Raw genomic sequence first — 25,712 nt, 5'->3', positions numbered from 1 at the left:
TTCTTGTTTAATTTGTCTTTTTAATCAGCGAGATTAATTAAAAAAGCAAACTCTCTTGCGATATCTTCAAAGTGTTTAAATCGCCCTGATTTACCACCGTGTCCAGCTTCCATATCCGTATACAATAATAGCTGGTTATCATCGATTTTTAATTCACGTAACTTAGCAACCCATTTAGCAGGCTCCCAATACTGCACCTGTGAGTCATGTAAACCCGTAGTGACCAACATATGCGGGTAATCTTGAGCAACCACTTGATCATAAGGGCTATAACTTAAAATATACTCATAATATTTTGGATCATTAGGGTTCCCCCATTCATCATACTCACCAGTAGTCAGTGGAATAGTGTCATCCAACATAGTTGATACTACGTCAACAAAAGGCACTGCAGCAACAACCCCTTTATATAACTCAGGGGCTTGGTTAATAATTCCTCCCATTAATAAGCCGCCAGCACTGCCTCCCATGGCAAAGACTTTCTCTTTTGCACCATAGCCTTTTTCAACAAGAGCTTTAGACACATCTACAAAATCGTTAAAGGTGTTTTTCTTTTGCAGTAATTTACCTTGTTCATACCATTCTCGACCTAATTCTTCACCACCACGGACGTGTGCAACTGCATATACAAAACCCCGGTCTAGCAAGCTTAAATTAGCCGAACTAAAGCCGATATCTAAACTATGCCCATAAGATCCATAAGCATAAATTAATAACGGGTTTTGCTTATTAAATAAGTCACGCTTATAGACCAAAGATACTGGTACTTCTACGCCATCACGAGCAGTTACCCAAACTCGTTCACTTTGATAATCTTCACTCGCAAAATCCCCCATCACTTGGCTTTGCTTTAATAGGGTCGTTTCACCTGTTTCTAAATCTAATTCATACACAGTTGATGGAGTAGTGAAAGAGGTATATTGATAACGAAATTTACTGCTATTTGATTGTGGATTGTAATGGCTAAACACTGTGTAAACAGGATCATTAAAGCTTAATACTTTAGACTCACCTGTTTTAAAACTAATTTGGCGTAATACAGGTAAGCCTAGTTCCCGCTCTTCAACCACCAGCCAATCATCCATTAACTCGTACCCTTCCAATAGCACAGTTTCTCTTGCTGGCACTAAGGTTTGCCACTCACTTGGCTCAGTCACCATAAAGCTTTCTGCCGAACAAGTTAACGTATGTAATGCGAAGTTTTTACCATTGATATTACTGCGAATGAAGAACTTTCCTTGGAAATGATCAACGCTGTATTCATGGTCTCGTTGTCTTGGTAAGAAACAAGTGAATGCTTGCTCTGGGGTATTAGCATCTAAAATTAAACATTCCGAGGTCATCGTGCTGTCCGCACAAATCACTAAGTAGTCTTCAGAACGTGTTTTATATAAATTCAAATAGAAGGTGTCATCTAGCTCTTCGTAAATCAATTGATCATGCCGAGGATCATCGCCTAATTTATGGCGATAAACTTGGTAAGGCAATAAAGTTTGTTGATCTTGTTTTACATAAAACAATGTTTGGTTATCGTTTGCCCATACTACATCGGTAACATCTTCAATACTTTCATCGAACAGTTCATTTGTCGCTAAGTTTTTAAAGCGCAATGTATATTGGCGACGACTAACAGTATCTTCGGTAAACGCCAATAACATTGAGTTAGGGGGTAAACTCAAGGCCCCTAATTGATAATAGGCAAAACCTTCCGCGCGCTGATTACAATCGAAAAATATCTCTTCTTCGCCCTTCTCCTCGCCATCTTGGCTACCTTTTTGACGAGAGTAAACACTATAATCTTCACCTTCGTCGTAACGGGAGGTATACCAAAAGCCTTTTTTAAAATAGGGAACGGATGCTAATTCAGGCTCTTGTTTCGCTACCATTTCATCGTATAACATTTTTTGAAGATCAGATAATGGAGCCATCACCTTTTCTGTATAACTATTCTCTTCTTCTAAATAAGCTAATACAGCAGGATCTTTACGGTTGTCATCACGTAACCAAAAATAATTATCTTGACGTTGATGACCGTGAGTTTCATGCACATGTGGCTTAATAGCAGCAGTAGGGATCACAAGGTCGACTTTCTGGGTCATATTCTCTCTCTTTTAGGCTGTTCATGATGAAGTAGCAAAACGACAAACAACAATAACGCGGACCAAGAATGAAAGCTACCAAATAAGAGAAGTTATGAGGAATGTTAGGAAGTAAGTAAAGTAAGTAAGTAACGTTTAATGACCACTGAATTAACCATTAAACGTTAAAATTTATGACAAGTAATAGGTTATTTTAGCCAACCGTTAGCTACGGCCAGTTCAGTTTGCTCAACAACATATTGCCACAATTTGGGCGCACTCTTTTCTAAATAGCTATTACGCGCTAAGACTTGAGACCGACTAATCTTATGTTTAGCCCAACTGCCCCCCTGATTATTCATGTTTTGCACCAGTGGTAAAATCCTGTCCATGCCTTTGGCAAACTGTGCGTCGTTGGTTTCGGCCTGTTCAAACTCAAACCATAGGCTTTTATATTCTTGGTGTTGTGCTTCAGGTAATAAACCAAACAATCGTTGTGCCGCTTGTTCTTCTTTTAGCGCTTGTTGTTGGTGATCTTTTGTTTCAGCAAAGGCAAAAAGATCACCCGCATCAATTTCAATAATATCGTGAATCAACAGCATTTTAACCACTCGAGTAATGTCGATTGGTTGCTCTGCATAATCTTGTAATAGCTGAGCAACTAAAGTGATATGCCAGCTATGCTCCGCGCTATTTTCCTGGCGATCATTATCTTCCTTTACCGTCGTTTGACGATACACTGCTTTTAATTTATCAATTTCTATAATGAAGGCTAATTGTTGCTGTAAATCTGTCATATTTTAATTCCTGTATTTAGGATTATTCATTGAATAAGTTATCTAGGTTAATGCCCACCTACTGCTTCAGGCGATTTCGATGATTTTATAAACGGCCCTTTGGCAAACCACACCACTACAATTAATGCAAAGAACAACCAACCTAGCATATAAAAGTAATCGTTTAAGGACATTAAATAAGACTGTGAATTAGTTAAGGTATTCACCGCAGAAAGGTTAGCTTGAGTTACTCCGCCCATTTTATCCAAATACTCTACAGCACCAGGATTATAAATGCTGACATGTTCTGTTAAGTTAGCATGATGGAAGTCGGCACGACGATTCCAAATCCAAGTCGTTAATGATGAAGCAAAACTTGAACCTAATACACGTAAAAAGGTAGTCAATCCCGATGCATCTGCGACTTGCTTATGATCCAAATTGGATAAAAAGATGGTGGTTAATGGCATAAACATAAAGGCAATACCAATCCCCATAAACAGTTGTACTTCTGCCACTGACGCAAAATCAACAAAGCTATTAAAGTGTGCACGCAAGAAGCATGACACACCAATCACTACAAAGGAGATACTCGCTAATAATCGTAAATCTGTTTTGTGTGCATAGTTACCAATTAAAGGGGCTAAAATCAATGGTAGAATGCCCATTGGTGCAGAAGCTAAACCAGCCCAAATAGCCGTATATCCCATGTAGATTTGTAACCATTGAGGCAAGATAACATTAATTGCAAAAAATGCCGCATAACTGACTACGAGAGCAATCGTACCAAAGGTATAATTACGATCTTTAAACAAGTATAAATTCACAATCGGATTCTTTTCAGTTAACTCCCAAATAACAAAGGAGATCAATGCAATCACTGAGATAATCGTCATGATCACAATCTGCGTAGACTCAAACCAATCGGCATTATTACCAAGATCCAAAACCACCTGTAGCATGCCAACACCTAACACTAACAATGCAATACCGATAAAATCGATAGGCAATTTAGCCGTAGTGTCAATACGCCCTTTCAGCTGTTGCCACACAATCACACAACAAAAAATACCAATGGGAATATTGATAAAGAAGATCCAAGGCCATGAGTAATTATCGGTGATCCATCCTCCAGTTATCGGACCAACAATCGGGGCAACCACAGTCACCATGGAGATCAAAGCTAATGCAGCACCACGTTTTACAGTGGGGAAAATCGCCAGTAATAGCGTTTGGCACATTGGAAACATAGGCCCTGCAAAAAAACCTTGTAGGGCGCGAAAGGTAATCAGCTCAGGCATACTGGTGGCAATACCACATAAAAAAGAGGTAAAAGTAAATAAAGAAACCGAGATGATAAATAACTTGAGTTGTCCAAATCGACGAGAAAGCCAACCAGTTAAAGGCAAGGCAATCGCATTACTCACTGCAAATGAGGTAATAATCCAAGTACTTTGCTCTGAACTAACTCCGAGGTTACCAGCAATAGTAGGCAATGCAACATTTGCAATGGTGCTATCTAACACTTGCATAAAGGTCGCCATTGCCAAAGCAATAGTCGCTAATACAACACTGGGTGGTGTATAAGTCTGATCCTGCATAACCGCCTCTACTTAGCTTCTGTTAAGCTAGTACCGATGTTTTCGCGAAGAATTTTGGCCACCAATTGGTCCGCATCTTTTAAGGTATTCTGATACACATCCGTATCGAAACGTGCTTCAACTTGTGGTTCCTGCTCAAGTACTTTACCGCTGGTATCTTCAATATCAACTTTAGCCACCATGGATAAACCAATACGAAGTGGATACTGTTCTTGGTTATCAGGTTGCAAACGAATTTTAACAGGTAAACGTTGCACGATTTTAATCCAGTTACCACTCGCATTTTGCGCAGGTAAAAGTGAAAAAGCACTACCAGTACCAATACCTAAACTTTCAATTTCACCTTTATATTCAACTTCTTCACCATACAAGTCTGAGGTTAAAATAACCGGCTGTCCAAGGCGCATATCTTTCATTTGGCTTTCTTTAAAGTTTGCATCAACCCACACTTGGTGTAGCGGTACAATCACCATTAATTGACTACTTGGTTGAACACGGCTACCTAACTGCACCGAACGCTTTGCCACATAACCACTAATTGGCGCGATGATTTGAGTGCGCATATAACTCAAGTAGCTTTTACGTACCCCTGCTACAGCAGCTTTAATGGCTGGATGTGTTTCAATCACTGTATTATCCACCAGCGAGGTCGACATTTTAAACTCTTCTTGTGCCGCAATATACTGGCTTTTAGTCGTCTCTACTTGGTCACTATAGTGAGTGAGATCTTCTTCTGAAATAGCCCCCGATCTCACAATATCTTTACGGCGTTTATAATCATTAATCGCCTGATTATATTCAACTTTACTCGTATCTAATTTTGCCTTTGTATAATCAGACATAGCAAATAAGCTACGTACTTGTCTGACAGCAACGCCTAATTTTGCCTCCGCTTCCTGCAGCGCGACCTTGGCATCGCTATTATCTAAGGTCACTAACACTTGGCCTTTTTCTACATAATCACCTTCATCAACCACCACCTTGCTAACTGTGCCTGATATTTCTGGCGATAAAGTAACAAGATCTCCATTAACATAAGCATCATCGGTTTCTTCAGAAAACTTTGCGTATAGCTCATAATAAGCAAACCAGCCACCGCCTATTACCAGCAATATTATAAATAGAACTAAAAAGGACGTTTTGCGTTTACTTCTGCTTGAATTAATACTGTTTGTTTGTGTATTTGACATGCTGTGTTTGCTCATTATTTAAAAAACATGAAAAAGTGAAGAGCTAAATTGAATCTTGCTACCAAACCAAATGAACTGGCGATAATAACCCGTTATTTAGACTGACTCTGCAGGTAATAAACGCATCAATAACCCGCTCAACTGCTCTACTTCTTGTACGGAAAGATCGCCTAACAAAAGCGGCCCCACTTGATTTTCCATTGTATCCATACATTGTTGCAGTAAAGACTCACCGGTATTTGTTAAGTTCAGTAATACACCACGTTTGTCTTCTGGATTCGGTTGCTTTTCAAGCAGCTCTTTCTTTACTAAGCGATCTACCATTCGCGTCATCGAACCACCATTGATACTCAAATATTTGCATATATCTACTGGCGCATTCATATCATAAAAATGAATCGCAGCTAGCACCTTAAATTGTGCAGAACTAAGCCCAATCGGTGCTAAGTACTGATTCATTAACTGCTCTTTATGTAAATGTGCTAAACCAATTAATTTAGCTAATGGGATCCCTGGAGATTTTGGTTGGATAGTTAACATCTATAGCTCGCTTTAATACAAATAAACTAATTGCCTAGGCAATTAATTGACAAAAATATTTTACTGCCTAGGCAAGTAAAATGTCAATTTATAATGAGGTGATTATTTAATAAACGAGTGAGCCATATATCAAGGTAAAAACTCATTACCTGTTAGGTAAAAAGTCAGTCTTATCTAATACTATGATGATATTGGTTGGCTTAATGGAAGTAAGATGAATAATTAGATTAAACTTCTAAGGCAAGTTGCTCAAGGTAACCTTCCATCCATTGGGTTCGTTGTAAGGCGATTTTCTTGCCCATTTTAGTATTCATGGTATCAACTAATTTAAGCAGCTTGGTATAGAAGTGATCAATGGTGAATTGCTGATCATCTAATAAACGTTGTTCGGCAAAGGTATCTAACTCTGAATATAAAGGACGTTGTAATTGGCTGCTCACTTGAATACAACGTGCTACCCCAATCGCTCCTAATGCATCTAAACGATCAGCATCTTGTACTATTTTAGCTTCAATACTTTCAGCCTTAATTCCACCGCTTACGCTATGTGCAGCAATAGCATGATGAATAGCTAATAAATATTGATCTGGATAATTGATAGAGCGTAAGAAAACTATCGCTTTATCGGCGGCATGTAATGAACTTAAAGCACGTAAAGCATGATTTTTAGGATAACTCAAACAATCATGTAACCAAGCAGCTGGTAATACTACATTTAATTCGGCATGTTCACTTTCTGCTATTTCAGTGGCTAATTTCACCACTCGCTGCACATGTAAAAGGTCATGCGCTAAATCGGTTTTCATATGCTCAACAATAAACGCTTTGCATTGTTGTTGATATTGACTAAACATCTTATTTCTCTGTGACAAACATAAAGTACACAAAATGTTACGTGTTTAAAGTTAAAAGTAAAAGCAACTTCTCATTAACCACCTATCAAAAACACCCATTAAGAGGTGATATAAGGAACATCAAAGATAAATGATATTAATAATTTTAATCTATTTTAAATAAACTAATATATAAACAGGCGCATAAGCAAATATAAGCACCATTGAAAGGATACCAATGTGGAACAAGATGAAGGGAATATCACAAAGCGTATTAATTGTTTAACGCCATTATGTAGCATTATTATTTTTATATTAGCAATACTCTCTGCGATCTCCTCCTACTACTTATTTTCTCAACAGCATCGAGAAACAATCATCTCAGCTGCCAGTAATGAAGGTGGTTTAGTCATTAAGCTAAGCCATGGCTTTGTCCGTGCTTATTCAGATTTTGAAGCACAATACGCTAGTGGGCTGCTACCTAACCCAGCTCTTTTTAGAGCACATGCGTTAAAATTAACAGACTTAAACTCTCTATTTGGTGGCTCACTAGCTTCCGAGGTCGTTGGTTTTCCGGGAAAAGCAGTGAGGTTGGAGCCTAAAGACGACCTAATGCGTGAACAAATGACTGCGCTACAAACCCATAAAGATAAAAAGATGAAGACTAGCCTGTTCATCCGAGATGGACAAACTATCTTACGCTCAGTATGGCCGTTTTACGCCAAAGATAGCACTTGTGTAAATTGCCATAATAAGATTCTAGGGTTAACTGGTTCAGAGCAATGGAAAGTCGGTGATTTGATGGGCGCGCAAGTTGTTGAGAAGAATATTCAACAACAATTAAAAGATGCCAGCAATGAAGCATTGTTGCTTAGCATATTAATCTTTTTGACTGTAATTACAGTCCTCTATTGCTTTATCTTCATTAGACATCAAATCCTTTTAGCTAAACAACTTAAAACATTAGCGAATACTGACCCGATGACCGGCTGCATGAATAGACGAAACATGTACAACAAAATTAACAATATAGAAGGAAATGTAAGTGGTGCTATCCTGATTCTTGATATCGATAAATTTAAGAAGGTGAATGATAATTATGGTCATGCAGCAGGTGATGTAGTGATCCAAACCATTGCAAAGTGCATTAAATCTGAAGTTCGAGACAGTGATTGGACGGCGAGGATTGGTGGTGAAGAGTTCCTAATTTGGTTACATAACGTCTCTAAAACACAAGCAGAAAACATTGCAGAAAGCATTCGTCAACAAATTGAATCAGTGGTTATCGAGTATCAGCAGAAGACTATCCAATGCACAGCAAGTATTGGGCTTTACGCATTTGAAGATGACTCTCCTACACATTTTAATACTTGGTTTAGCAATGCCGATGCATTACTTTATGAAGCTAAATCTAACGGTAGAAATAAAGTGGTCAGTTGACCCTATAGGAAAGCTTGCCTAGATCTGGGTAACTCAGGGTTAAGGTAGTTGATGAGTCTGTAATAGAAGAGATTGGAAGAGATTGCTTAGACTGTCAATAACACTCAGGATAACGCAAAGTGCTACATAACCATCAAGATTAGGATTAGAAAATAGAGCCGATTAATATTTAAGTTTAACCGGCTCTATTTTTATAGGCTTAACGACTTAATCGTGCATTACTGCCTTTTTGCATCGCAGTACGAATCTCTGATTCAGTCACAAGATTTAAATCACCGCTAATAGATAATTTTAATACACTTGCGGCAATGGCAAACTCAATGGTTTCTTGTGCTTCAAATTTGTTAATCAGTCCATGTAATAAACCTGCACCAAACGCATCACCTGCAGCAACTCCTTCCATAACATTAACATTATGTATAGGTGTGTCATAGAACTGCTCATCTTGGTATAAAATAGCCATCCAATCGCTTTGTTCAACCGAGTTAATATTACGCAAAACACTCGCTACGACTTTACAATTTGGGTAGCGTCTAGTGACCTCTTTCATACCCTCACGAAAATCATCTATCTGTTCAATACCATGTGAAAGATCACCATCAAATGCTTTAATGCCAAGCATTGCTTCAAAATCTTCATCGTTTGCAATACAAACATCAACAAATGGCATTAACTCATGCATCACAACTTGAGCTTGTTCTGGTTTCCACATTTTACCGCGATAATTTAGATCACATACCACTGTAATGTTATTAGCTTTACAGTAATCTAATGCGCTTTTTAATGCCGCCTCTAATGCTTTAGAAATGGCAGGAGTAATACCTGAGAAATAAAAGACTTCGACATCTTTTAAGATAACAGCCCAGTCGAATTCATCCGTTTCTGCCTCTGCAATAGAGCTGCCTGCACGGTCATAAACAACGCCAGTACCACGTGCACCGTTACCCTTTTCAAAGAAATATAATCCCAGTCTTGGACCACCGCGTAAAGAGCGACTAGTATCTACGCCAAACTTTCTTAAAGTACCAACAGCAGCTTCTCCCAAGGCATTTTCAGGAAACTTGGATAGATAAGCAGAGTCGTGCCCTAATTGTGCAAGCGAGACAGCAACGTTCGCCTCAGCACCACCATAAGCCGCTTCAAAGGTATTAGTTTGTAAAATACGTTCAAATGCGACTGGTTTTAGGCGCAACATCATTTCGCCAAATGTTAATACTTTCATTAGTTTCCCCTATAAGTTCTAGTATGAATTTCAACTCAAAAACAAACACTTTATTTATTTGTATTATATTAATATAAATTAAAGCTTTCATTGAGGAAAATCAAGGGAAGTGTTTTTATTATCGACAGCACAACAAGACAAAACAGAACAGGGAGACAAAGAAATAAAATAAAATATTGAATTTAAAGACAAAAGTAATTCCAATAACAATTAAAATTTAGAATGAAAAGAAGAATCTGAGCTAGAGGCTAAATATAAAAATAACCTACCATAAAGATAAGTAATACAATTAAACTTATTTTTTGTTATCCGTGTAGTCGAGACGCTCTCATTACCTGATTCACTTATATGAATTTAACAATAGCATTTCCTTTGTCGCTTCAATCAAATGATGTTTGGTATTCGTTTCAATTGATGCATGACCAGAGGCTTCGCTTACAACCAATTTTGATTGAGGTAATGCTTGATGCAGTTGCCAAGCGTTATCAAATGGGCAAACAATATCGAATCTTCCGTGCACGATTGTGACCGGAATATCTTTAATATGATGGCAGTTTACTAATATCTGGTTGTCTGATAAGAAACAATTATTAATCATAAAATGAGCTTCATGGCGCGCCATAGTCCAAGCCTGATCATCCGCTGTTGCTGCATCAACAAAGGCTTGATTAGGAATCAATGTACAACAACGAATTTCCCAAATACACCATGCTTTCGCTACTCTCATCGCCAATTTCTTATCATCTCCGAGCATCAAATTGTAAGCTGCTTGTACCGATGCTTTTCCATCAGGTAAAACATCGAGGTATTCTTGCCAATAATCAGGGTAGATACGTGTTGCGCCACCACCAGAAAAAGTCCAATCAGTATCCTGTGCTCGACCTAAAAAAATACCACGTAAGACCAGACTTAAGACTCTAATAGGATGAGTTTGAGCATAAACTAATGCTAAGGTCGATCCCCATGAACCACCAAAAACATGCCAATATTGAATACCTAATGCTTGACGAATTACCTCAATATCACTGACTAAAAGCCCTGTTTCATTATTGTCTAAACAACCGTGAGGTAAAGAACGCCCGCAACCTCGTTGATCAAATAAAACAATACGGTACTTTTCAGGGTCAAAGAAACGCCTGTCATTTTTAGAGCAACCACCACCGGGACCACCGTGAATAAATAACACAACTTGCCCATTTGGGTTACCACACTCTTCAACATAAACTTGGTGTTGATTATCAACATTAATTAAGAAGTGATTATAAGGCTCTATTTCAGGGTAAAACTCATTCATTGTGTTAACTCATCTTATTCGTATAGGCTTTTAGTTAGGAAGAACAACTATCTTACGATTCAAACATCTCTTATTTAACAAAGGATAAAGAGACTTTTAGTGTTTATTTAATTCACTTTATTGATTGTTCCCCTTATATTAATAATTCTCTCGTTATCAACTAAAAAATAATCATTGATGGACATTCAACGTAAAGGAATATAATCATGTTATCAGCTAAACAAATACAACACTATGAACAACAAGGTTACATTATCTTAAACGACCTTATTCCTTTACATAAAATTGAAAGTATTAAACAACAGGCTAACAAATTAGTAATGCAATGGGCTGAAGATAGTCCTGACCATGTTTTTACTACCAAAGATAACGACCGTAGCGATAACAATTACTTTTTGGAATCGGCAGAGAAAATAAGATGTTTCTTTGAAGAAGAGGCATTTAATGAACAAGGTAAACTAGTACAAGATCGCGCCCTGTGCATCAATAAAATAGGCCATGCTTTACATCAGCTCGATCCGGTTTTTAGAGAGTTTAGCCATCAAAAAGTATTAGGTGATATTGTCACTGACCTTGGTATGGTATCCCCGCAAATTCGTCAATCCATGTATATTTTTAAGCAGCCAAATATCGGTGGAGAGGTTAACTGGCATCAAGATGCGAGCTTCTTTTTTACTACGCCACAAAGTGTTATTACCCTGTGGTTTGCCATTGAAGATGCCACCATTGAAAATGGCTGTTTGTGGGTAGAGCCTACTGGTCATTTAGGGCCTTTACGCGAACGCTTTAACTTACATGGCACACAAACTACTATGGTTAATTTAGATGAGACACCATGGCCAACAGAACAAAGCGGGCAAAGTGTTGAAGTAAAAGCAGGTAGTTTAGTGGTATTTCAAGGACGCTTACCGCATTACAGCGCGCCTAATCGCTCTGCAAAATCTCGACAAGCATTTACTCTACATGTGACTGACGGTAAAAGTGAGTATGCCTCTGAGAATTGGTTACAGGCTAAGACGTTACCCTTACATGGTTTCAATAACGTATAGATTTTTAGCTAAGTGTTTTCACCTTAGCTAGCTTGTTTAATCTCAGTTCTGGTTAATAGAAACGAAACATTATATAAAATGAGATAGTTAAATCATTTATGAAACAATATTGCTAGTTGTACATAGTTCAGGAAAATTATTGCAGCTGTAACTGGTTAGAGACATAATTTAATGGAGCAATCCTATAATAAATAGTGATGTTAACTCGCGTTTTTATCCAACCTTGAAGTTCATTATAAAGGGCTAGTTAAATATTATTTAGCTGGATTAATACAATAGAGAGCCATACAGCTCTCTGATTTACTTAGTTTCAAGCGATAAGAAAACTACTTATCTTTTCCGGAAGTCATATTATTGATGGTGACCGTTAAGATGACACCTAGTAATACAACGACTAGTGTCGATAATGCGCGCCATACCAGACCTGAATCGCCAATATATCCCCAGATACCTAATACAGAAACGGTGGTGCCAAGCAGAATACAGATTATTCCGATGATTAATGCTATTTTATTTACGTTCATATTAACCTTCTCTTTTTATTATTATTTTTAGTTGAATATTAATTATTGCTTTAATTAACTAACTTTATTCACTAACACAATTGGTTAGCTAAATTTGTTAGTGATTTAGACGATGAACAACAGGTTTTCCCTGAGACTTCTTAAACCCAAAGTTAGTTAATTTAGTTAAGCTTTTATCCGCTTCTTGCCAATATACCGTTGCTCTGTGATTTCGTATTTCATGCATTATTACATCGTAACTAAGTTGTAATGGAAACCATTTTTCCGGTGCTTTATGGGTAACTAACAGCGTTACAAATACTGACTTAAAGTAACCCAAGTGTTCATTGTAAACCACATCAACTTCAGCTTGTTGCGCCTTGATCGGTAACTTTTCTCCAGCACGTTGTAAAGATAGATGCTGTTGTAAATAAGCTGCTAGTTCCTCTAACAGCTTATCCGATAGCTTTTGATCGACGTCAACCTGACTTAACGCCTTGAGCTCTGGTGCTGCGATCAACAAGTCTTCCAAAGGAAAGCTAATACTGACACTCAACGCTTGGTCTGTTTGTTCCGATAAGGTTACAACACTGCCAGGTAGCGAATGAGCATGTGTCGCACTGGCGCAAAATAAGCACAATAATGCGAGTAAATTAATGTGTATTGCTTTACTCAAGATCATTCAGTTTGACCACCGTAATCATCCGTTTTATCACGCCAAACAGAATGGGGATGGTTACCTTTTTCATTGGTTGATTTATTAGATTGTAACGAAAACTCAATCCACAGAGATGGGCCATCAACTCGTACGTAATCATCTTCACTGTTTAAATCGGTTGTGCCTGAGTAGCCGATTACTGTGCCATCCATTTCCGAACGGTATTTATCCATATACTTTTTAGCATCGATTGCATTAATATCGTCAACATAGGTGGCAATTGCTTTTAGCAACAATACCTTTTGAGTGTCACTGAGTTTTTTAACACTCATCCCTTCTTGTTGATCAGGAATGGCATCATCAGCCTGCGGGCCGGCAAGTATATCGCGGTAAGTACCTTCTAATTCAGCTTCTTTAAGCTGCTCGGGTGTTAACGAGTTAAGTAAAGCGGCAAAAGTATCTCTTTCTTGTAACATCGGAATGTTGGTTCTTCCATTCATTTCAAAAGCATGGAAAGGCTCTATGCCTCTAAACGAAGGTGTTGCACCAATTAACTCACCATCTTTGTATGTGTTTGATAAAGCTAAGTGATGACCTCCGTAATAAAGTTCCCAGAGACCTGTTTTAGAGGGTGTACCTAAAAAGGCCAGTTTACTATTAAACGAAGAATAACCCGCTTTATAATCATCGCTCACCGTACCGATATAATCATCTGCATTCAGCGTTTGTAATAACTCATCAAAACCTTCATTTTCTTCAATGCCTGTTGCTTCCATTAAGATAGCTTTTACCACGCCACGTTGCTCAACCTTTAACTCACCTAAAAAGATACCAGGACGAGAAGGAAAAGCCCCTGCAGGCAGATTGCTCCACTTTTTAGCTTCGGCAACAGAATAATCTAATTGCATTAATGCTAATGCATCATCGGAAACGCTTGATTTCAAAAGATCAATTAAACAAAGTAATCGAGTCACACCTGGTTGGTCGCCACAGGTTTCTACGGACTCAGGAATAGCAATAGTCCCCATCAGTGTCCCAGTATCACCTAAACGAGCCTGTATCGCGGCATTTTCAGCGGTATTTTCAGGTGATGGAGGATGCCCATGTTCAGCATCAGGGCCGTGTTGGTGCTCAGATTCAGCATGAACATAACTACTAGTTAGCACACCTGCTAATAACGCGCTCATAAAAACTGGTAAGGTCATTTTCTTTCTATTCATGTGCTTCTCCGATGATGAGGTAATTAAAATGTCGTTCTTTCTGCATTATTAAACGATATATTTTTCAGCTAGCTGCATGACCAATTCATTAGATAGATTCGATAGCGAGTACTGGTCAATAAAAGTAAACGCTTCAGTGCCTGCTTCGCCTGTCCCAACACCAACTATCTCTGGGTGTGCATCTAAAATGATAAACATCAATTTAAGATTACGTTTAATGTTATTAATCGTCACTGCATTAGAAGCTTGTAAGCTTTGCTCTAACAACCCAACAGTACTCGATAAGTCAGGATATTTATCTATTAGCTGATCGTTTGTTTCTGCCACTAATGTTAATAGTTGCTCAATATTTTTATCCAAGATAGTTCCTTTTCTCTACTATTGGTCAGCTAATAAAGCCTTAAGTTGCTCAATACGTTTTTTATTTGCACCAAAATCTTTACGCCCTACGCGTGATGACGATCTGAAATGTAGTTGTTGGTCATCGGTAATTCTAAACTCTACGTCATCCACAAAACCAAACACTCCCGACGTAAAAGTGCTGGCGATATAGGATGAATCAGACGTTACAATTTCTCCGCCCATTGCCTCAATAGCCGTTTTAAGTTTATCCATAAACACCGGTTTTTCTTGGCTAAAAGTTAAGGGTTCAATGGTCGCTGGGTGGTTATCAATAACTTCACTGATCACACAATTCTCAGTGCTAATACAAGCTTGTAAATGCCCTTCTTTTAGCCCTAATGCTTGGCCTTTTTTAGAGATCATGCCCAACACAAAAAATGCGATAACTATAATCACAGCAATTGCAATCAGGATATAGAGTAACTTATTCATAATATTAACCTTATTTGATAACTATATTTAAATTTCAATATGTGTGTTGATGCTTGAAAGATCACCGCTCCCCCCCTTATTTTATGACTCTATTTGCTCTAAAATTTCAACTGCCTTGGGGAACTGCTCGATATTGAACAGTTTATCTCTCACTTGCCAAAATCGCCCTACTTTATGGGCAATCACGATTTCTGGCGCTTGTAATCTATGTTCATTTTGAATCACTTTGGTCACCGACGAATCGGTAAAAGGACGAAAACGATCAATTAAATGTGGTTGAATAAAACGCTGTAAAAACATCGCTTTTTGTTTTGCCGTGGTTAACTGCCAGAATTCACTGATCTGTCCTTGACCACCATGATAGGTCACCTTCAACTGGTTTTTACCATGTTTATTTTTTGTACCTTCGAGTTGCATATCATCACAACGAATAATCATTGCATCTTTTAGCTTCAACGCTTCACGTAATTTTTTATCGGGGTCAACTAATACCGCTTCGCAGTGTCCGCATACTCGAGCAGCAATATCATTATCTAAACCGCACTGGTCACAAAATTTAGCACGAAAACGATAATCACAATGTACTCGTTCTTCAAACTTATTACCCTGATCATCTTCGGTTATTTTTAAGGAATAACCTTGGCATTTACGACCATAATGCTCAATCACAAAACCGGCTGGATCAAGCTTTCCCCAAAAGTTATTATTAAACTGGCAAGCTGGACAGGGAATAGTCACTATCTCACTGCCACTCTCTGGTTTTTCTTGCCCTACTTCAGGTTGATATAAGTCGTAGCAATTCCCTGCAAACTCCATCACTAAACAATCTGTTTTACCTTCTGATAAGCGTAATCCTCGCCCAACAATTTGCTGGTATAAACTAATTGATTCAGTAGGCCGTAAAATAGCGATGAGGTCGACATGTGGTGCATCAAAACCTGTGGTTAACACGGAAACATTTACCAAGTATTTAATCTTTTTAAGTTTAAAGTCTTGGATTATTTGGTCGCGATCTTTGCTCGCAGTATCACCGATAATCAAAGCGGCGCTTTGCTCTGATAAATAGCCCATAATCTCCTGTGCATGCTTTACTGTTGATGCAAAAATCATGACCCCTTGACGATCTTCAGCATGTGCAATGACAGACTTAATAATTTCAGGTGTAGCTCGACCGGATTTTTCGATGACTTTATTTAAATCTGATTCTTTATATGCGCCTGTATTAGCGGGAGAAATTTGTGAGAAATCATAGCTTAATACCGCCATATCCATCACTTTGGGTTCAGTTAAAAACTTTTCATCTAATAAGAAGCGAATCGGTAAATCAAAAATGCAATCACGGAAAAAACGCGGTGCTTCGCTGCGTACTTGGCCCCGAGTATGGTATTGATAAATCCACCCCAAGCCTAATCGGTACGGTGTTGCAGTTAACCCTAAAACCTTTAGGTTTGGATTGATAGATTGTAAGTGTTTAATCACTTTTTGATAGCTTGAATCACCTTGCATAGGCACTCGATGGCACTCATCAATTACTAAAAGTGAGAAAGCATCATCAAATAGATCCAAGTTATTCACTATCGACTGTACCGATGCAAAGACCACTTGTTGCGAGGTTTCTTTACGTCCTAGTCCAGCTGAGAAAATAGAAGCTTCAACGCCATAGCTTTCGTATTTAGCATGATTTTGCTCTACCAGCTCTTTAACGTGAGCAAGTACTAACACACGTCCTTTGGCTATTCTTGCTAGCTCTGCAATGATCAGGCTCTTACCTGCTCCTGTAGATAAAGCCAACACAGCCGGTGAACTAAAGCGACGAAAATAATGCAAAGTCGCATTCACAGCATCTTGCTGATAAGGACGAAGTGTAAACATAAAGAACCGTTATAAATCATTAATAAAAGAGAAGTTTAACATGATTTACTGCCCTTTAAATTAGCTTAGTATCAGAAGCTTTAGAGGCGAGTAAACACTTACTTTATTTATTCCCTGCGAATAACTACTTGTGCTTCCATCACCACTTTTTGTTGTAACTGGGATTCGATACTGCCTTTAATTTTATCTAGTTTTTCGCTATTTAGAGTTTCTGGTGTCACTATTTTCAATGACACTTCAATAGGGGCTAAGGCTCTTGCATAGACTTCACGGAGTACCACTTGCCCTATCTCCTTACCTTCTAACTGTTGCATTATTTTTGCTTCCTGCGATAAACGTAAGAAACTAAATACTAAAGGAATTGACACTAAAGCAACGCCAATAAAAGCGATCATCAAGCCTTTTTTTGCGCGAGTAAAGGGAGCAAAACCAAGTGCTAGAAACGTTAAAGCAGCAGCAAAAACGATACCAGCTAAGTTAGTAAGAAATAATAACATGGCCCCCCAAGCAACGTGTGAGTCCATCCAACCAATACCAATACCTGTTACCGATAATGGAGGCACTAAAGCAACGGCTATGGCAACACCCGCTAGACTCTTAGCCGCATCGACTCTTGCATGAGCATAAGCACCAGCAATACCTGAAATAACCGCCACCCCTAAATCTAATAAGCTGGGGCTTAATCGTGCCGCAATTTCAGGTGTAGTAATCTCCATTGGGATAATAAAACTAGCGACGGAGGAGAAACCTAGCGAGACTAATATACCGATACTTAGGGTCCGCGCACTGGCAGTTAATAACGAAGGATCCTGTCGAGCAAGTGCCATTGATAGAGAGATAATCGGTGCCATTAAGGGCGCTAAAATCATCGCGCCAATAATGACAGGTGCAGAACTAGCAAATAACCCGACGCTGGCCAATAAGGTAGATAATGCCATCAAGGTTAGAAAAGCAGAAGATGCGGTCGCATTGTCTCTTAGCAGTTGATATAAATCTTTAAACTCATCAGTTGCAGCATGCGCAATAAATGCCAATGGTTTAGAGGCAATCTCAGACACTGCACCACCTGAAGGTAAACGAGTAGTTTTAACCTGCTCTTTTTGAGCACTTGATGCATCTATGATAGGTAATGATTCACCCACTAATAATGCTAATTGTTCGGGCTCAGTTTCAATGGCCAGCGTTTGAGCTTCACGAGTTTGACCGTCAATTGAATATTCAAATTTATCGCCATTAGTGATCGTTAGTGCAGTGCTTTTTATTAAACCTAGAAAACTCGGTAAGGAATAGTACTTAATCACCGACGTCATAATAAAAAAGCGCAATAACTCCATTACACTACGAGGTGCAATAATCATTGCATGGCACATACCATCATTAATATGGCTATTAGGTAAAATATGTTTTGATAACCAAGAGTCATGTACATGCCCGACCACCACCACGCCTAACGCTGCTGTGGTCACTGTACTTTCATTTGCAGTAATAAACGTCATTTTTTTAGGGCAAGCACGACGAATTTTAGTGATGTTATGCCAGCCTAATTTGACTCTTTCTATAAAGCCTAAGCTTTTAGCGGTAGGAATTAAGTTAAAGCTTTCCCCTAACACCAATGAAGATAATAGAATATCACCATTACACCGGACGATATCTACTTTCTTTACTTCACTTTGTTCAGCATCTTGAATCGCTTTTTTAAGATTACTCTGAGCACAAAATCCGCGCTTGGCATATAAAGCATCAGGATGAGGTAAGATAGCCAAGTGCCAGCTGCCTTCAATCGCAGCTTCAATCAAAGCAGGTACTTGCTGATCATTAAGATAAGCATACACACGGGCCCCTTCGGAAAAGGTTAAGGCTTGACCGTCCCACGCTCGAGGTAACACACTTTCTTTAAAATAGGGCAACACATTATCAGCAAGCTGATCTTTTTGTTCAATATCAAAAAGCAGGAAGCTATCGGCCATCTTGTATTCTCACTGAAACAGTTGATAAAAATACAGTATGCGTTTAGGTATTAGGAAGTGCAATAAGTAACTGTTAACAAAATAAAAAGGGAATGTGATTGGTATTAGCACATTCCCTTTAAAGTAGCAGGTTGATATAGCTTAACCTTGTAGCTGTTTTTCTACATCGACCACAATGCTTTGTGGGTTACTCAAATATTGAGCATGATTTAACAGTACGGCATTATCATTGTGCACCAACAATAAAGCAGGGAAAGAAGCTGTGCCCATAAAGCCTTGTAATTCACTGATGTCTGACTGAACATACATAGCATCTTTACTTAGCTCTTCTTTAAATACCTTATTGGGTATCGACAGTTTTAGGGTTTCAGCCAGTTCTGTAAAATCAATTTTTTTGCCTAAAGAATTACCTTCAACAAAATGAGCATGCTGTAACGCTTGTAATACAGGCAATAACTTTTCTGGTTGCTTAGCAGCAATCCAAGTTAATAAATTTGCACTGATTATGCTATTTTTAGGGCTATCTACAAAACGCACATAATCCTGTGAAAAAACAACATCACTCTCTTGCTCTACTGATTTAAGGGTATTAAATCCAACGCTATTACCACCATCATAATGCGCACAGTGCCATGCATTTATTTCCATATCAGGAAATGCATTTTCCAGTGCAAACACTAACGGTGTTGCTGCATAACTCCATGGACAATGAGAGTCGTAAATAAAATATAGTTCTGAACTCATATATATTACCTTTACTCGGACTTTTATTGTTCGAGTTCTAAATTAATCTGGGTACAACCTTTACTGCATTGTACGCCACTTTCGCCTTCGCTAAGTACCGTTAAAGTTAATGGCTTATCACAGGTTTCACAAAGTACCGTCTGTCCTTTTGCAATGCGTTTTATCACGTTACGCTGCTCGTTAAAGGAATCTGCAGTAGTTTTATTAATTTGAGAAAAGTCTATTTTAGTCATATTGATACCCATTCACTAGAAATACAATTAAGAAAGATCTAAGTTTGCTAATCGTTTCGGAGCAATTAATCCATCATCGTTCATTTGCCCGACACCAATAAAGGTTTTTTGATCGCCTACTGTGATTCTAACAATTGTATTGTCTGGTGCGCCAAAGACTTGTACCGGTTGGCCGTACAATACATAAGCCCCCATCTCATCTGAAATGTTGACTTCTGGATAGTTTTTCACTGCCGTATCCATCTCTAATAACAACGGATCTAATAAGTCGTATGGGCTAATATCTTCAGTTTTCGCTTTTACAATCAATGCTTCAAGCTCTTCAATAGTGACCATACGTTGATATGGATAATCAGCAACTTGCGTACGACGTAACATAGAAACATGTGCGCCACAGCCTAGTAATTCCCCTAAATCATCTACAATAGTACGAATATAAGTACCTTTGCTTACATGTATATCTAAATCAACTTCATTGCCTTCAAAGCGCAATTGGTTGATTTCATAAACAGTAATCGGACGAGCAGGACGATCGATGGTAATCCCTTCACGTGCATATTTATATAGAGGTTTACCTTCAAACTTCAAGGCTGAATACATAGAAGGAACTTGCTCAATATCACCACGGAATGTATCCAAAGCTGCATCAAGCTGTTTTTGCGTCACTGATACAGGCTTTTCACACACAACGTCACCTTGTGAGTCACTTGTGTCTGTTCTAACACCCAGCGTAGCCGTTACCGTGTAACGTTTATCAGAGTCTAATAAAAACTGTGAAAACTTAGTAGCCTCTCCTAAACAAACAGGCAACATACCAGTCGCTAGAGGGTCTAAAGCACCAGTATGTCCTGCTTTTTGTGCAAAGAAGATACGTTTAACACGTTGTAATGCATGATTGGAACTGATGTCCGTAGGTTTATCTAATAAAACGATGCCATTAATCGGGCGACCCTTTCCACGTTTTGCCATTACTTTGCATCCTCTTCTTGCTCTTCTTCACGACCCGCTTCTTTCAATTTAACTTTATCGTTTTTCACTGCACCACTAACTAATTCTGAAATACGTAAGCCTTCCGTTAGTGTTTCATCAAAGGTAAAACGGATTTCCGGCACAATACGTAAACGCATTGCTTTACCTAATAAACGACGAATGTAACCAGAAGCAGCGTTTAAGCCTTTTAACGATTCTTCATTCGTTTGGTCACCAATGGTTAAAAAGGTAACAAATACGGTTGCGTAAGCAAGGTCTCGAGTGATATCAACACCAGAGATAGTTACCATGCCAATACGTGGATCTTTTACTTCTTGTTGTAGAATTCGAGCAAGTTCTTTTTGTACTTGCTGAGAAACTCGAGAAGTACGGCTATATTCTTTTGCCATTTTTAACTCCTAATCAGCACCCTTTTAAGTGCTGTTTAAATAAGAATGGAGGCAAAAGCCCCCATTCGTCATCATCATTCAGATATTAAAACTAAAGAGTACGTTTAACTTCAATAGTTTCAAATACTTCGATTTGGTCGCCTACGCGTACATCGTTGTAGTTCTTAACACCGATACCACACTCAACACCGTTACGAACTTCGTTTGCGTCATCTTTAAAGCGACGTAATGATTCAAGTACACCTTCGTAGATAACCACGTTTTCACGTAATACACGAATTGGGTTATTACGTTTAATCGTACCTTCAGTCACCATACAACCAGCGATTGCACCAATCTTAGGTGATTTAAATACTTCACGTACATCAGCAATACCTGTGATTTCTTGTTTAAACTCAGGTGCTAATAAACCACTCATTGCAGAGCGTACTTCATCAATTAGATCATAGATGATGCTGTAGTAACGTAATTCAACCGCTTCGTTATCAATTAATTTACGCGCAGATGCATCAGCACGTACGTTAAAGCCGATTACGATTGCACCAGAAGCTGAAGCAAGAGATGCATCAGTTTCAGTAATACCACCAACACCACGACCGATAATGTTCACTTTAACTTCATCAGTAGATAATTTGTTTAATGATTCGCAAATTGCTTCAAGTGAACCTTGAACGTCAGACTTAAGTACAACGTTAAGTTCAGATACTTCACCCGCTTCCATGTTAGAGAACATGTTTTCAAGTTTCGCTTTCTGTTGACGAGCTAGTTTGATATCACGGAATTTACCTTGACGGTATAATGCAACTTCACGCGCTTTTTTCTCATCTTTAACAACTGTCGCTTCATCACCCGCTTGTGGAACACCTGATAAACCAAGTACTTCAACAGGAATAGATGGACCAGCAGACTCAATTGGTTTACCGTTTTCATCACGCATTGCACGAACACGTCCGTACTCAAGACCACATAATACGATATCGCCTTGTTTAAGTTCACCTTGTTGTACCAAGATAGAAGCAACTGGACCACGACCTTTATCAAGACGAGATTCAATAACTACACCAGACGCAGGGCCTGTAGAAACCGCTTCTAAATCTAGCATTTCAGCTTGAAGTAAGATGCTATCTAATAACTCATCAACACCAGTACCTACTTTTGCAGAAACGTATGAGAAGATGTTTTCACCACCCCATTCTTCTGAAATAACGTCATGTTGTGAAAGTTCCGTTTTAACACGGTCAAAATCAACACCTTCTTTATCGATTTTGTTCACTGCAACCATTAGCGGAACACCAGCTGCTTTAGCATGTTGAATCGCTTCAACAGTTTGTGGCATAACACCATCATCTGCTGCAACTACAAGGATAACGATATCCGTTGCTTTAGCACCACGTGAACGCATTGACGTAAACGCCGCGTGTCCTGGTGTATCTAAGAACGAAATCATACCTTTATCTGTGTCTACATGGTAAGCACCGATATGCTGTGTAATACCGCCGGCTTCGCCGTCAGCAACTTTTGCACGACGAATGTAATCAAGTAGTGACGTTTTACCGTGGTCAACATGACCCATGATAGTTACCACTGGTGCACGAGATGTTTTCGCTCCACCTTGTTGTGCTTCAGCTAGTACTGATTCTTCTAACTCATTTTCTTTTGTTAGGATAACTTTGTGACCCATTTCTTCAGCAACGATAGTTGCTGTTTCTTGGTCGATCACTTGGTTGATGGTTGCCATTGCGCCCATCTTCATCATCACTTTAATGACTTCAGTTGCTTTTACAGCCATTTTACTTGCTAGCTCTGCAACTGAAATTGTTTCACCAATTTTAACGTCACGTTCAACTTTAGCAGCAGGTTTTTCAAATGCTTGTTGAAGTGCAGAAGGAGTTGCTGTTGCGCCTTTCTTACCACGACGGTTGTTACGACCATTGCGACGAGAGTAAGGTGTTTCAAGAGGCTTATCAGCTACTGCTTTCTTTTTCTTTTTACGGTGAGTTGGACCTTCCGCTTTTGCATCAACAGAATCTTCAGCTGCACGTGCTTCCGAAGAAGTTGTTACGTGGTAATCAGCACCTTCAGCTGCTTTACGGTCAGCTTCTTCTTTTGCCCAACGCGCTGCATTTTCTTCAGCTAATTTTTTAGCGTTTTCAGCTTGTAATGCGGCTTCTTTCTCAACTTTAGCTAAAGCTTCAGCTTCTGCTTTTTTCTGCAAGTCAGCCGCTTCTTTTTCTAATTGAAGTTGCTCTTCTGTTTTAGTTGATTTAGATGCAGCTTGTTTTTGTTTGTTTGCTGCAGCTGCTGCTTTCGCTTTTGCTTCTGCTTCTTTCTTAGCCGCTAATTTTTCAGCTAGTACTTTTTCAGCTTGCTCTTTCTTCGCATCTAACTCAGCTTGAATTTTTGCTTCAGCTTCTGCTTTGATTGCTTGCTCTGCCGCTTTTTCAGCTTGAATCTCTTCATCAGTACGCTTAACAAAAGTACGTTTTTTACGCACTTCTACATTGACTGCGTTTGATTGACCTTTTACGTTTAACGTCGTTTTTGTTTTACGTTGTAAAGTCATTTTTTGTTTTTGCTCACCACCGTGTTGCTTTTGTAGATGAGTCGTTAATTTCTCTTTTTCTTCAACGCTTACTGTGTCGCTAGCTTTTTTAGTAATACCGGCAGCCGCAAACTGCTGAACTAACGCATCTTCAGATTTATTTAAGTCTTTAGCGAGGTCTTTTAATAGAATTTCTGACATTATTTATTTCTCCATACTGACGCTATTACGCATCTTCACTAAACCAACAGATATTACGAGCTGACATGATCAGTGCCGCTGCTTTTTCTGCATCTAGTTTTTCATCAATCTCTAGTAGATCATCAACAGCTTGTTCTGCTAAGTCTTCTAACGTAACTACACCTTTACTTGCCATTACAAATGCAAGGTGAGCTTCTAAGCCTTCAAGTGCTAATAAATCATCAGCTGGTTTTACACCCTCAAGGCTTTCTTCTTCAGCAAGCGCTTTTGTTGCTAATACATCTTTCGCGCGAGTACGTAACTCTTCAACCATCTCTTCATCAAGACCGTCGATAGCAAGTAACTCCTCAGCAGGAACGTAAGCAATCTCTTCTAGAGAACTAAACCCTTCCTCAACCAATACACCAGCAAAGTCTTCATCAATTTCTAATGCAGATGTAAACACTGAAATTACATTATCAGTTTCAGCTTGATGTTTAGCTTGTAACTCTGCAACTGTCATTACATTTAATACCCAACCAGTTAGTTGTGATGCTAAACGAATGTTTTGACCATTACGACCAATAGCTTGTGCTAGGTTATCTTCTTCTACTGCGATATCCATGCTGTGTGAGTCTTCATCAACAACGATAGAAGCTACTTCAGCAGGTGCCATTGCGTTAATAGCAAATTGTGCTGGGTTCTCATCCCATAGGATAATATCAACACGCTCACCACCTAGCTCATTTGATACAGCTTGAACACGAGCACCACGCATACCAACACATGCACCGATTGGATCAATACGTTGGTCGTTTGATTTAACAGCAATCTTCGCACGAGAACCTGGGTCACGAGCAGCACCCATTAAGTCAATCATCTCTTCAGCAATTTCAGGCACTTCTAAACGGAACAATTCAACCAATACATCTGGCTGTGTACGCGTCATGAATAATTGTGCTCCACGTGCTTCAGGGCTTACCTTAAATAATAAACCACGTAGACGATCACCTGGGCGGAAGTTTTCACGTGGTAACATTTCATCACGGAAAATAACTGCTTCAGCATTGTTACCGAGATCTAATAAAATACTATCACGAGTCATACGTTTAACTACACCAGTGATTAACTCACCTTCTTTTTCAGCATACTGTGCAACAACTTGTGCACGTTCTGCTTCACGTACTTTTTGTACGATAACTTGTTTTGCTGTTTGTGTTGTAATACGGTCAAATGTTACTGAATCGATTTCATCTTCAATAAATTCGCCCACTTGAATTTCTGGGTTATCATATTGTGCAGCTTCAAAAGTCATCTCTTTTGCTGGGTTTTCCATTTCAGCATCAGACTCAAGCACTAACCAACGACGGTATGTATCAAAATGTCCCGTTTCACGATCAATATCAACACGTACTTCAATTTCTAATTCGTATTTCTTTTTAGTTGCGATAGACAATGCACTTTCTAATGCTTCAAAAATTGCTTCTCTCGGTAAGCCTTTTTCATTTGAAACCGCTTCAACAACCAATAAAATTTCTTTATTATTCATTTTTAACG

The 25,712-nt window shown here is 38.8% G+C and carries 23 protein-coding genes; 2 read left to right on the top strand and 21 right to left on the bottom strand.

The features are described 5' to 3' along the window. Positions 1–20 precede the first annotated feature (20 nt). The 6 genes from AC0L3W_RS00665 to AC0L3W_RS00640 all read right to left on the bottom strand — a co-directional run bounded on the left by AC0L3W_RS00665 (position 21) and on the right by AC0L3W_RS00640 (position 7,039). The gene (locus AC0L3W_RS00665) at positions 21–2,099 is read right to left on the bottom strand and encodes a S9 family peptidase (RefSeq protein WP_409439916.1); all 2,079 of its coding nucleotides are present in this window, start codon (positions 2,097–2,099) and stop codon (positions 21–23) included. A gap of 188 nt (positions 2,100–2,287) precedes the next feature. Next, positions 2,288–2,875, bottom strand: a complete 588-nt coding sequence (locus AC0L3W_RS00660; protein ID WP_290039963.1) for an HD domain-containing protein — start codon at positions 2,873–2,875, stop codon at positions 2,288–2,290. A gap of 47 nt (positions 2,876–2,922) precedes the next feature. Then, positions 2,923–4,455, bottom strand: coding sequence for a DHA2 family efflux MFS transporter permease subunit (locus AC0L3W_RS00655; RefSeq protein ID WP_290039964.1), 1,533 nt, complete (start codon positions 4,453–4,455; stop codon positions 2,923–2,925). Between the two features lie 8 nt (positions 4,456–4,463). After that, positions 4,464–5,645: an HlyD/EmrA/EmrK family protein gene (locus AC0L3W_RS00650; protein WP_290039965.1), complete on the bottom strand. Its 1,182-nt coding sequence runs from the start codon at positions 5,643–5,645 to the stop codon at positions 4,464–4,466. 96 nt (positions 5,646–5,741) lie between these two features. Beyond that, positions 5,742–6,185, bottom strand: coding sequence for a MarR family transcriptional regulator (locus AC0L3W_RS00645; RefSeq protein WP_290039966.1), 444 nt, complete (start codon positions 6,183–6,185; stop codon positions 5,742–5,744). Between the two features lie 227 nt (positions 6,186–6,412). Next, positions 6,413–7,039: an HD domain-containing protein gene (locus AC0L3W_RS00640; protein ID WP_409439917.1), complete on the bottom strand. Its 627-nt coding sequence runs from the start codon at positions 7,037–7,039 to the stop codon at positions 6,413–6,415. Between the two features lie 219 nt (positions 7,040–7,258). Here AC0L3W_RS00640 and AC0L3W_RS00635 point away from each other — a divergent pair, with 219 nt between their 5' ends. Next, a complete protein-coding gene (locus AC0L3W_RS00635) occupies positions 7,259–8,458 on the top strand; it encodes a diguanylate cyclase (protein WP_409439918.1) in 1,200 nt (399 codons plus the stop codon). Positions 8,459–8,657: 199 nt separating this feature from the next. Here the strand turns inward: AC0L3W_RS00635 and AC0L3W_RS00630 are convergent, their stop codons facing one another. Both AC0L3W_RS00630 and pip read right to left on the bottom strand, forming a co-directional pair. Next, on the bottom strand, positions 8,658–9,680 hold the full coding sequence (locus AC0L3W_RS00630) for a sugar kinase (protein WP_290039969.1): 1,023 nt from the start codon (positions 9,678–9,680) through the stop codon (positions 8,658–8,660). Positions 9,681–10,020: 340 nt separating this feature from the next. Next, positions 10,021–10,974 carry a prolyl aminopeptidase gene (pip, locus tag AC0L3W_RS00625; protein WP_409439919.1) on the bottom strand — a complete coding sequence of 318 codons (954 nt, stop codon included), beginning with the start codon at positions 10,972–10,974 and terminating at the stop codon, positions 10,021–10,023. Positions 10,975–11,180: 206 nt separating this feature from the next. On the opposite strand from pip, the gene AC0L3W_RS00620 reads away from it, so the two are divergent. Continuing rightward, a complete protein-coding gene (locus AC0L3W_RS00620; protein WP_409439920.1) occupies positions 11,181–12,023 on the top strand; it encodes a phytanoyl-CoA dioxygenase family protein in 843 nt (280 codons plus the stop codon). Positions 12,024–12,349: 326 nt separating this feature from the next. Here AC0L3W_RS00620 and AC0L3W_RS00615 read toward each other — a convergent pair whose 3' ends face one another. The 13 genes from AC0L3W_RS00615 to nusA form a co-directional block, all read right to left on the bottom strand. Next, a complete protein-coding gene (locus tag AC0L3W_RS00615) occupies positions 12,350–12,547 on the bottom strand; it encodes a hypothetical protein (RefSeq protein ID WP_290039972.1) in 198 nt (65 codons plus the stop codon). A gap of 97 nt (positions 12,548–12,644) precedes the next feature. Next, positions 12,645–13,208 carry a hypothetical protein gene (locus AC0L3W_RS00610; protein WP_409439921.1) on the bottom strand — a complete coding sequence of 188 codons (564 nt, stop codon included), beginning with the start codon at positions 13,206–13,208 and terminating at the stop codon, positions 12,645–12,647. Then, positions 13,205–14,404 carry a DUF3500 domain-containing protein gene (locus AC0L3W_RS00605; protein ID WP_409439922.1) on the bottom strand — a complete coding sequence of 400 codons (1,200 nt, stop codon included), beginning with the start codon at positions 14,402–14,404 and terminating at the stop codon, positions 13,205–13,207. Before AC0L3W_RS00605 ends, AC0L3W_RS00610 begins: the two co-directional genes overlap by 4 nt. Positions 14,405–14,452: 48 nt before the next feature. Further along, a complete protein-coding gene (locus tag AC0L3W_RS00600) occupies positions 14,453–14,764 on the bottom strand; it encodes a hypothetical protein (RefSeq protein ID WP_409439923.1) in 312 nt (103 codons plus the stop codon). Positions 14,765–14,782: 18 nt separating this feature from the next. Next, entirely contained in the window at positions 14,783–15,238 is a 456-nt protein-coding gene (locus AC0L3W_RS00595; RefSeq protein ID WP_409439924.1) for a DUF1499 domain-containing protein, read from the bottom strand. An 81-nt stretch (positions 15,239–15,319) separates the two neighbouring features. Further along, a complete protein-coding gene (gene radD / locus AC0L3W_RS00590; RefSeq protein WP_409439925.1) occupies positions 15,320–17,110 on the bottom strand; it encodes a DNA repair helicase RadD in 1,791 nt (596 codons plus the stop codon). Between the two features lie 107 nt (positions 17,111–17,217). Further along, on the bottom strand, positions 17,218–19,077 hold the full coding sequence (locus AC0L3W_RS00585; RefSeq protein ID WP_290039978.1) for a TIGR00341 family protein: 1,860 nt from the start codon (positions 19,075–19,077) through the stop codon (positions 17,218–17,220). 141 nt (positions 19,078–19,218) lie between these two features. Then, the gene (locus AC0L3W_RS00580; protein ID WP_409439926.1) at positions 19,219–19,821 is read right to left on the bottom strand and encodes a protein-disulfide isomerase; all 603 of its coding nucleotides are present in this window, start codon (positions 19,819–19,821) and stop codon (positions 19,219–19,221) included. Positions 19,822–19,844: 23 nt separating this feature from the next. Beyond that, positions 19,845–20,054 (bottom strand): hypothetical protein, encoded by a 210-nt coding sequence (locus AC0L3W_RS00575; protein WP_290039980.1) that lies wholly within the window; start codon positions 20,052–20,054, stop codon positions 19,845–19,847. Positions 20,055–20,081: 27 nt separating this feature from the next. Further along, entirely contained in the window at positions 20,082–21,023 is a 942-nt protein-coding gene (gene truB, locus AC0L3W_RS00570) for a tRNA pseudouridine(55) synthase TruB (RefSeq protein WP_409439927.1), read from the bottom strand. Beyond that, entirely contained in the window at positions 21,023–21,433 is a 411-nt protein-coding gene (gene rbfA, locus AC0L3W_RS00565; RefSeq protein WP_290039982.1) for a 30S ribosome-binding factor RbfA, read from the bottom strand. The genes truB and rbfA overlap by 1 nt, the downstream gene beginning before the upstream one ends. Before the next feature lie 91 nt (positions 21,434–21,524). After that, on the bottom strand, positions 21,525–24,176 hold the full coding sequence (infB, locus tag AC0L3W_RS00560; protein WP_290039983.1) for a translation initiation factor IF-2: 2,652 nt from the start codon (positions 24,174–24,176) through the stop codon (positions 21,525–21,527). Positions 24,177–24,201: 25 nt separating this feature from the next. Then, positions 24,202–25,704, bottom strand: coding sequence for a transcription termination factor NusA (gene nusA / locus AC0L3W_RS00555; RefSeq protein WP_409439928.1), 1,503 nt, complete (start codon positions 25,702–25,704; stop codon positions 24,202–24,204). Positions 25,705–25,712 lie beyond the last annotated feature (8 nt).

The sequence above is a fragment of the Psychromonas sp. KJ10-5 genome, from assembly GCF_055808325.1.
The sequence above is the reverse complement of the archived record's forward strand: the minus strand, read 5'-3'. Positions and strand labels throughout refer to the sequence as shown.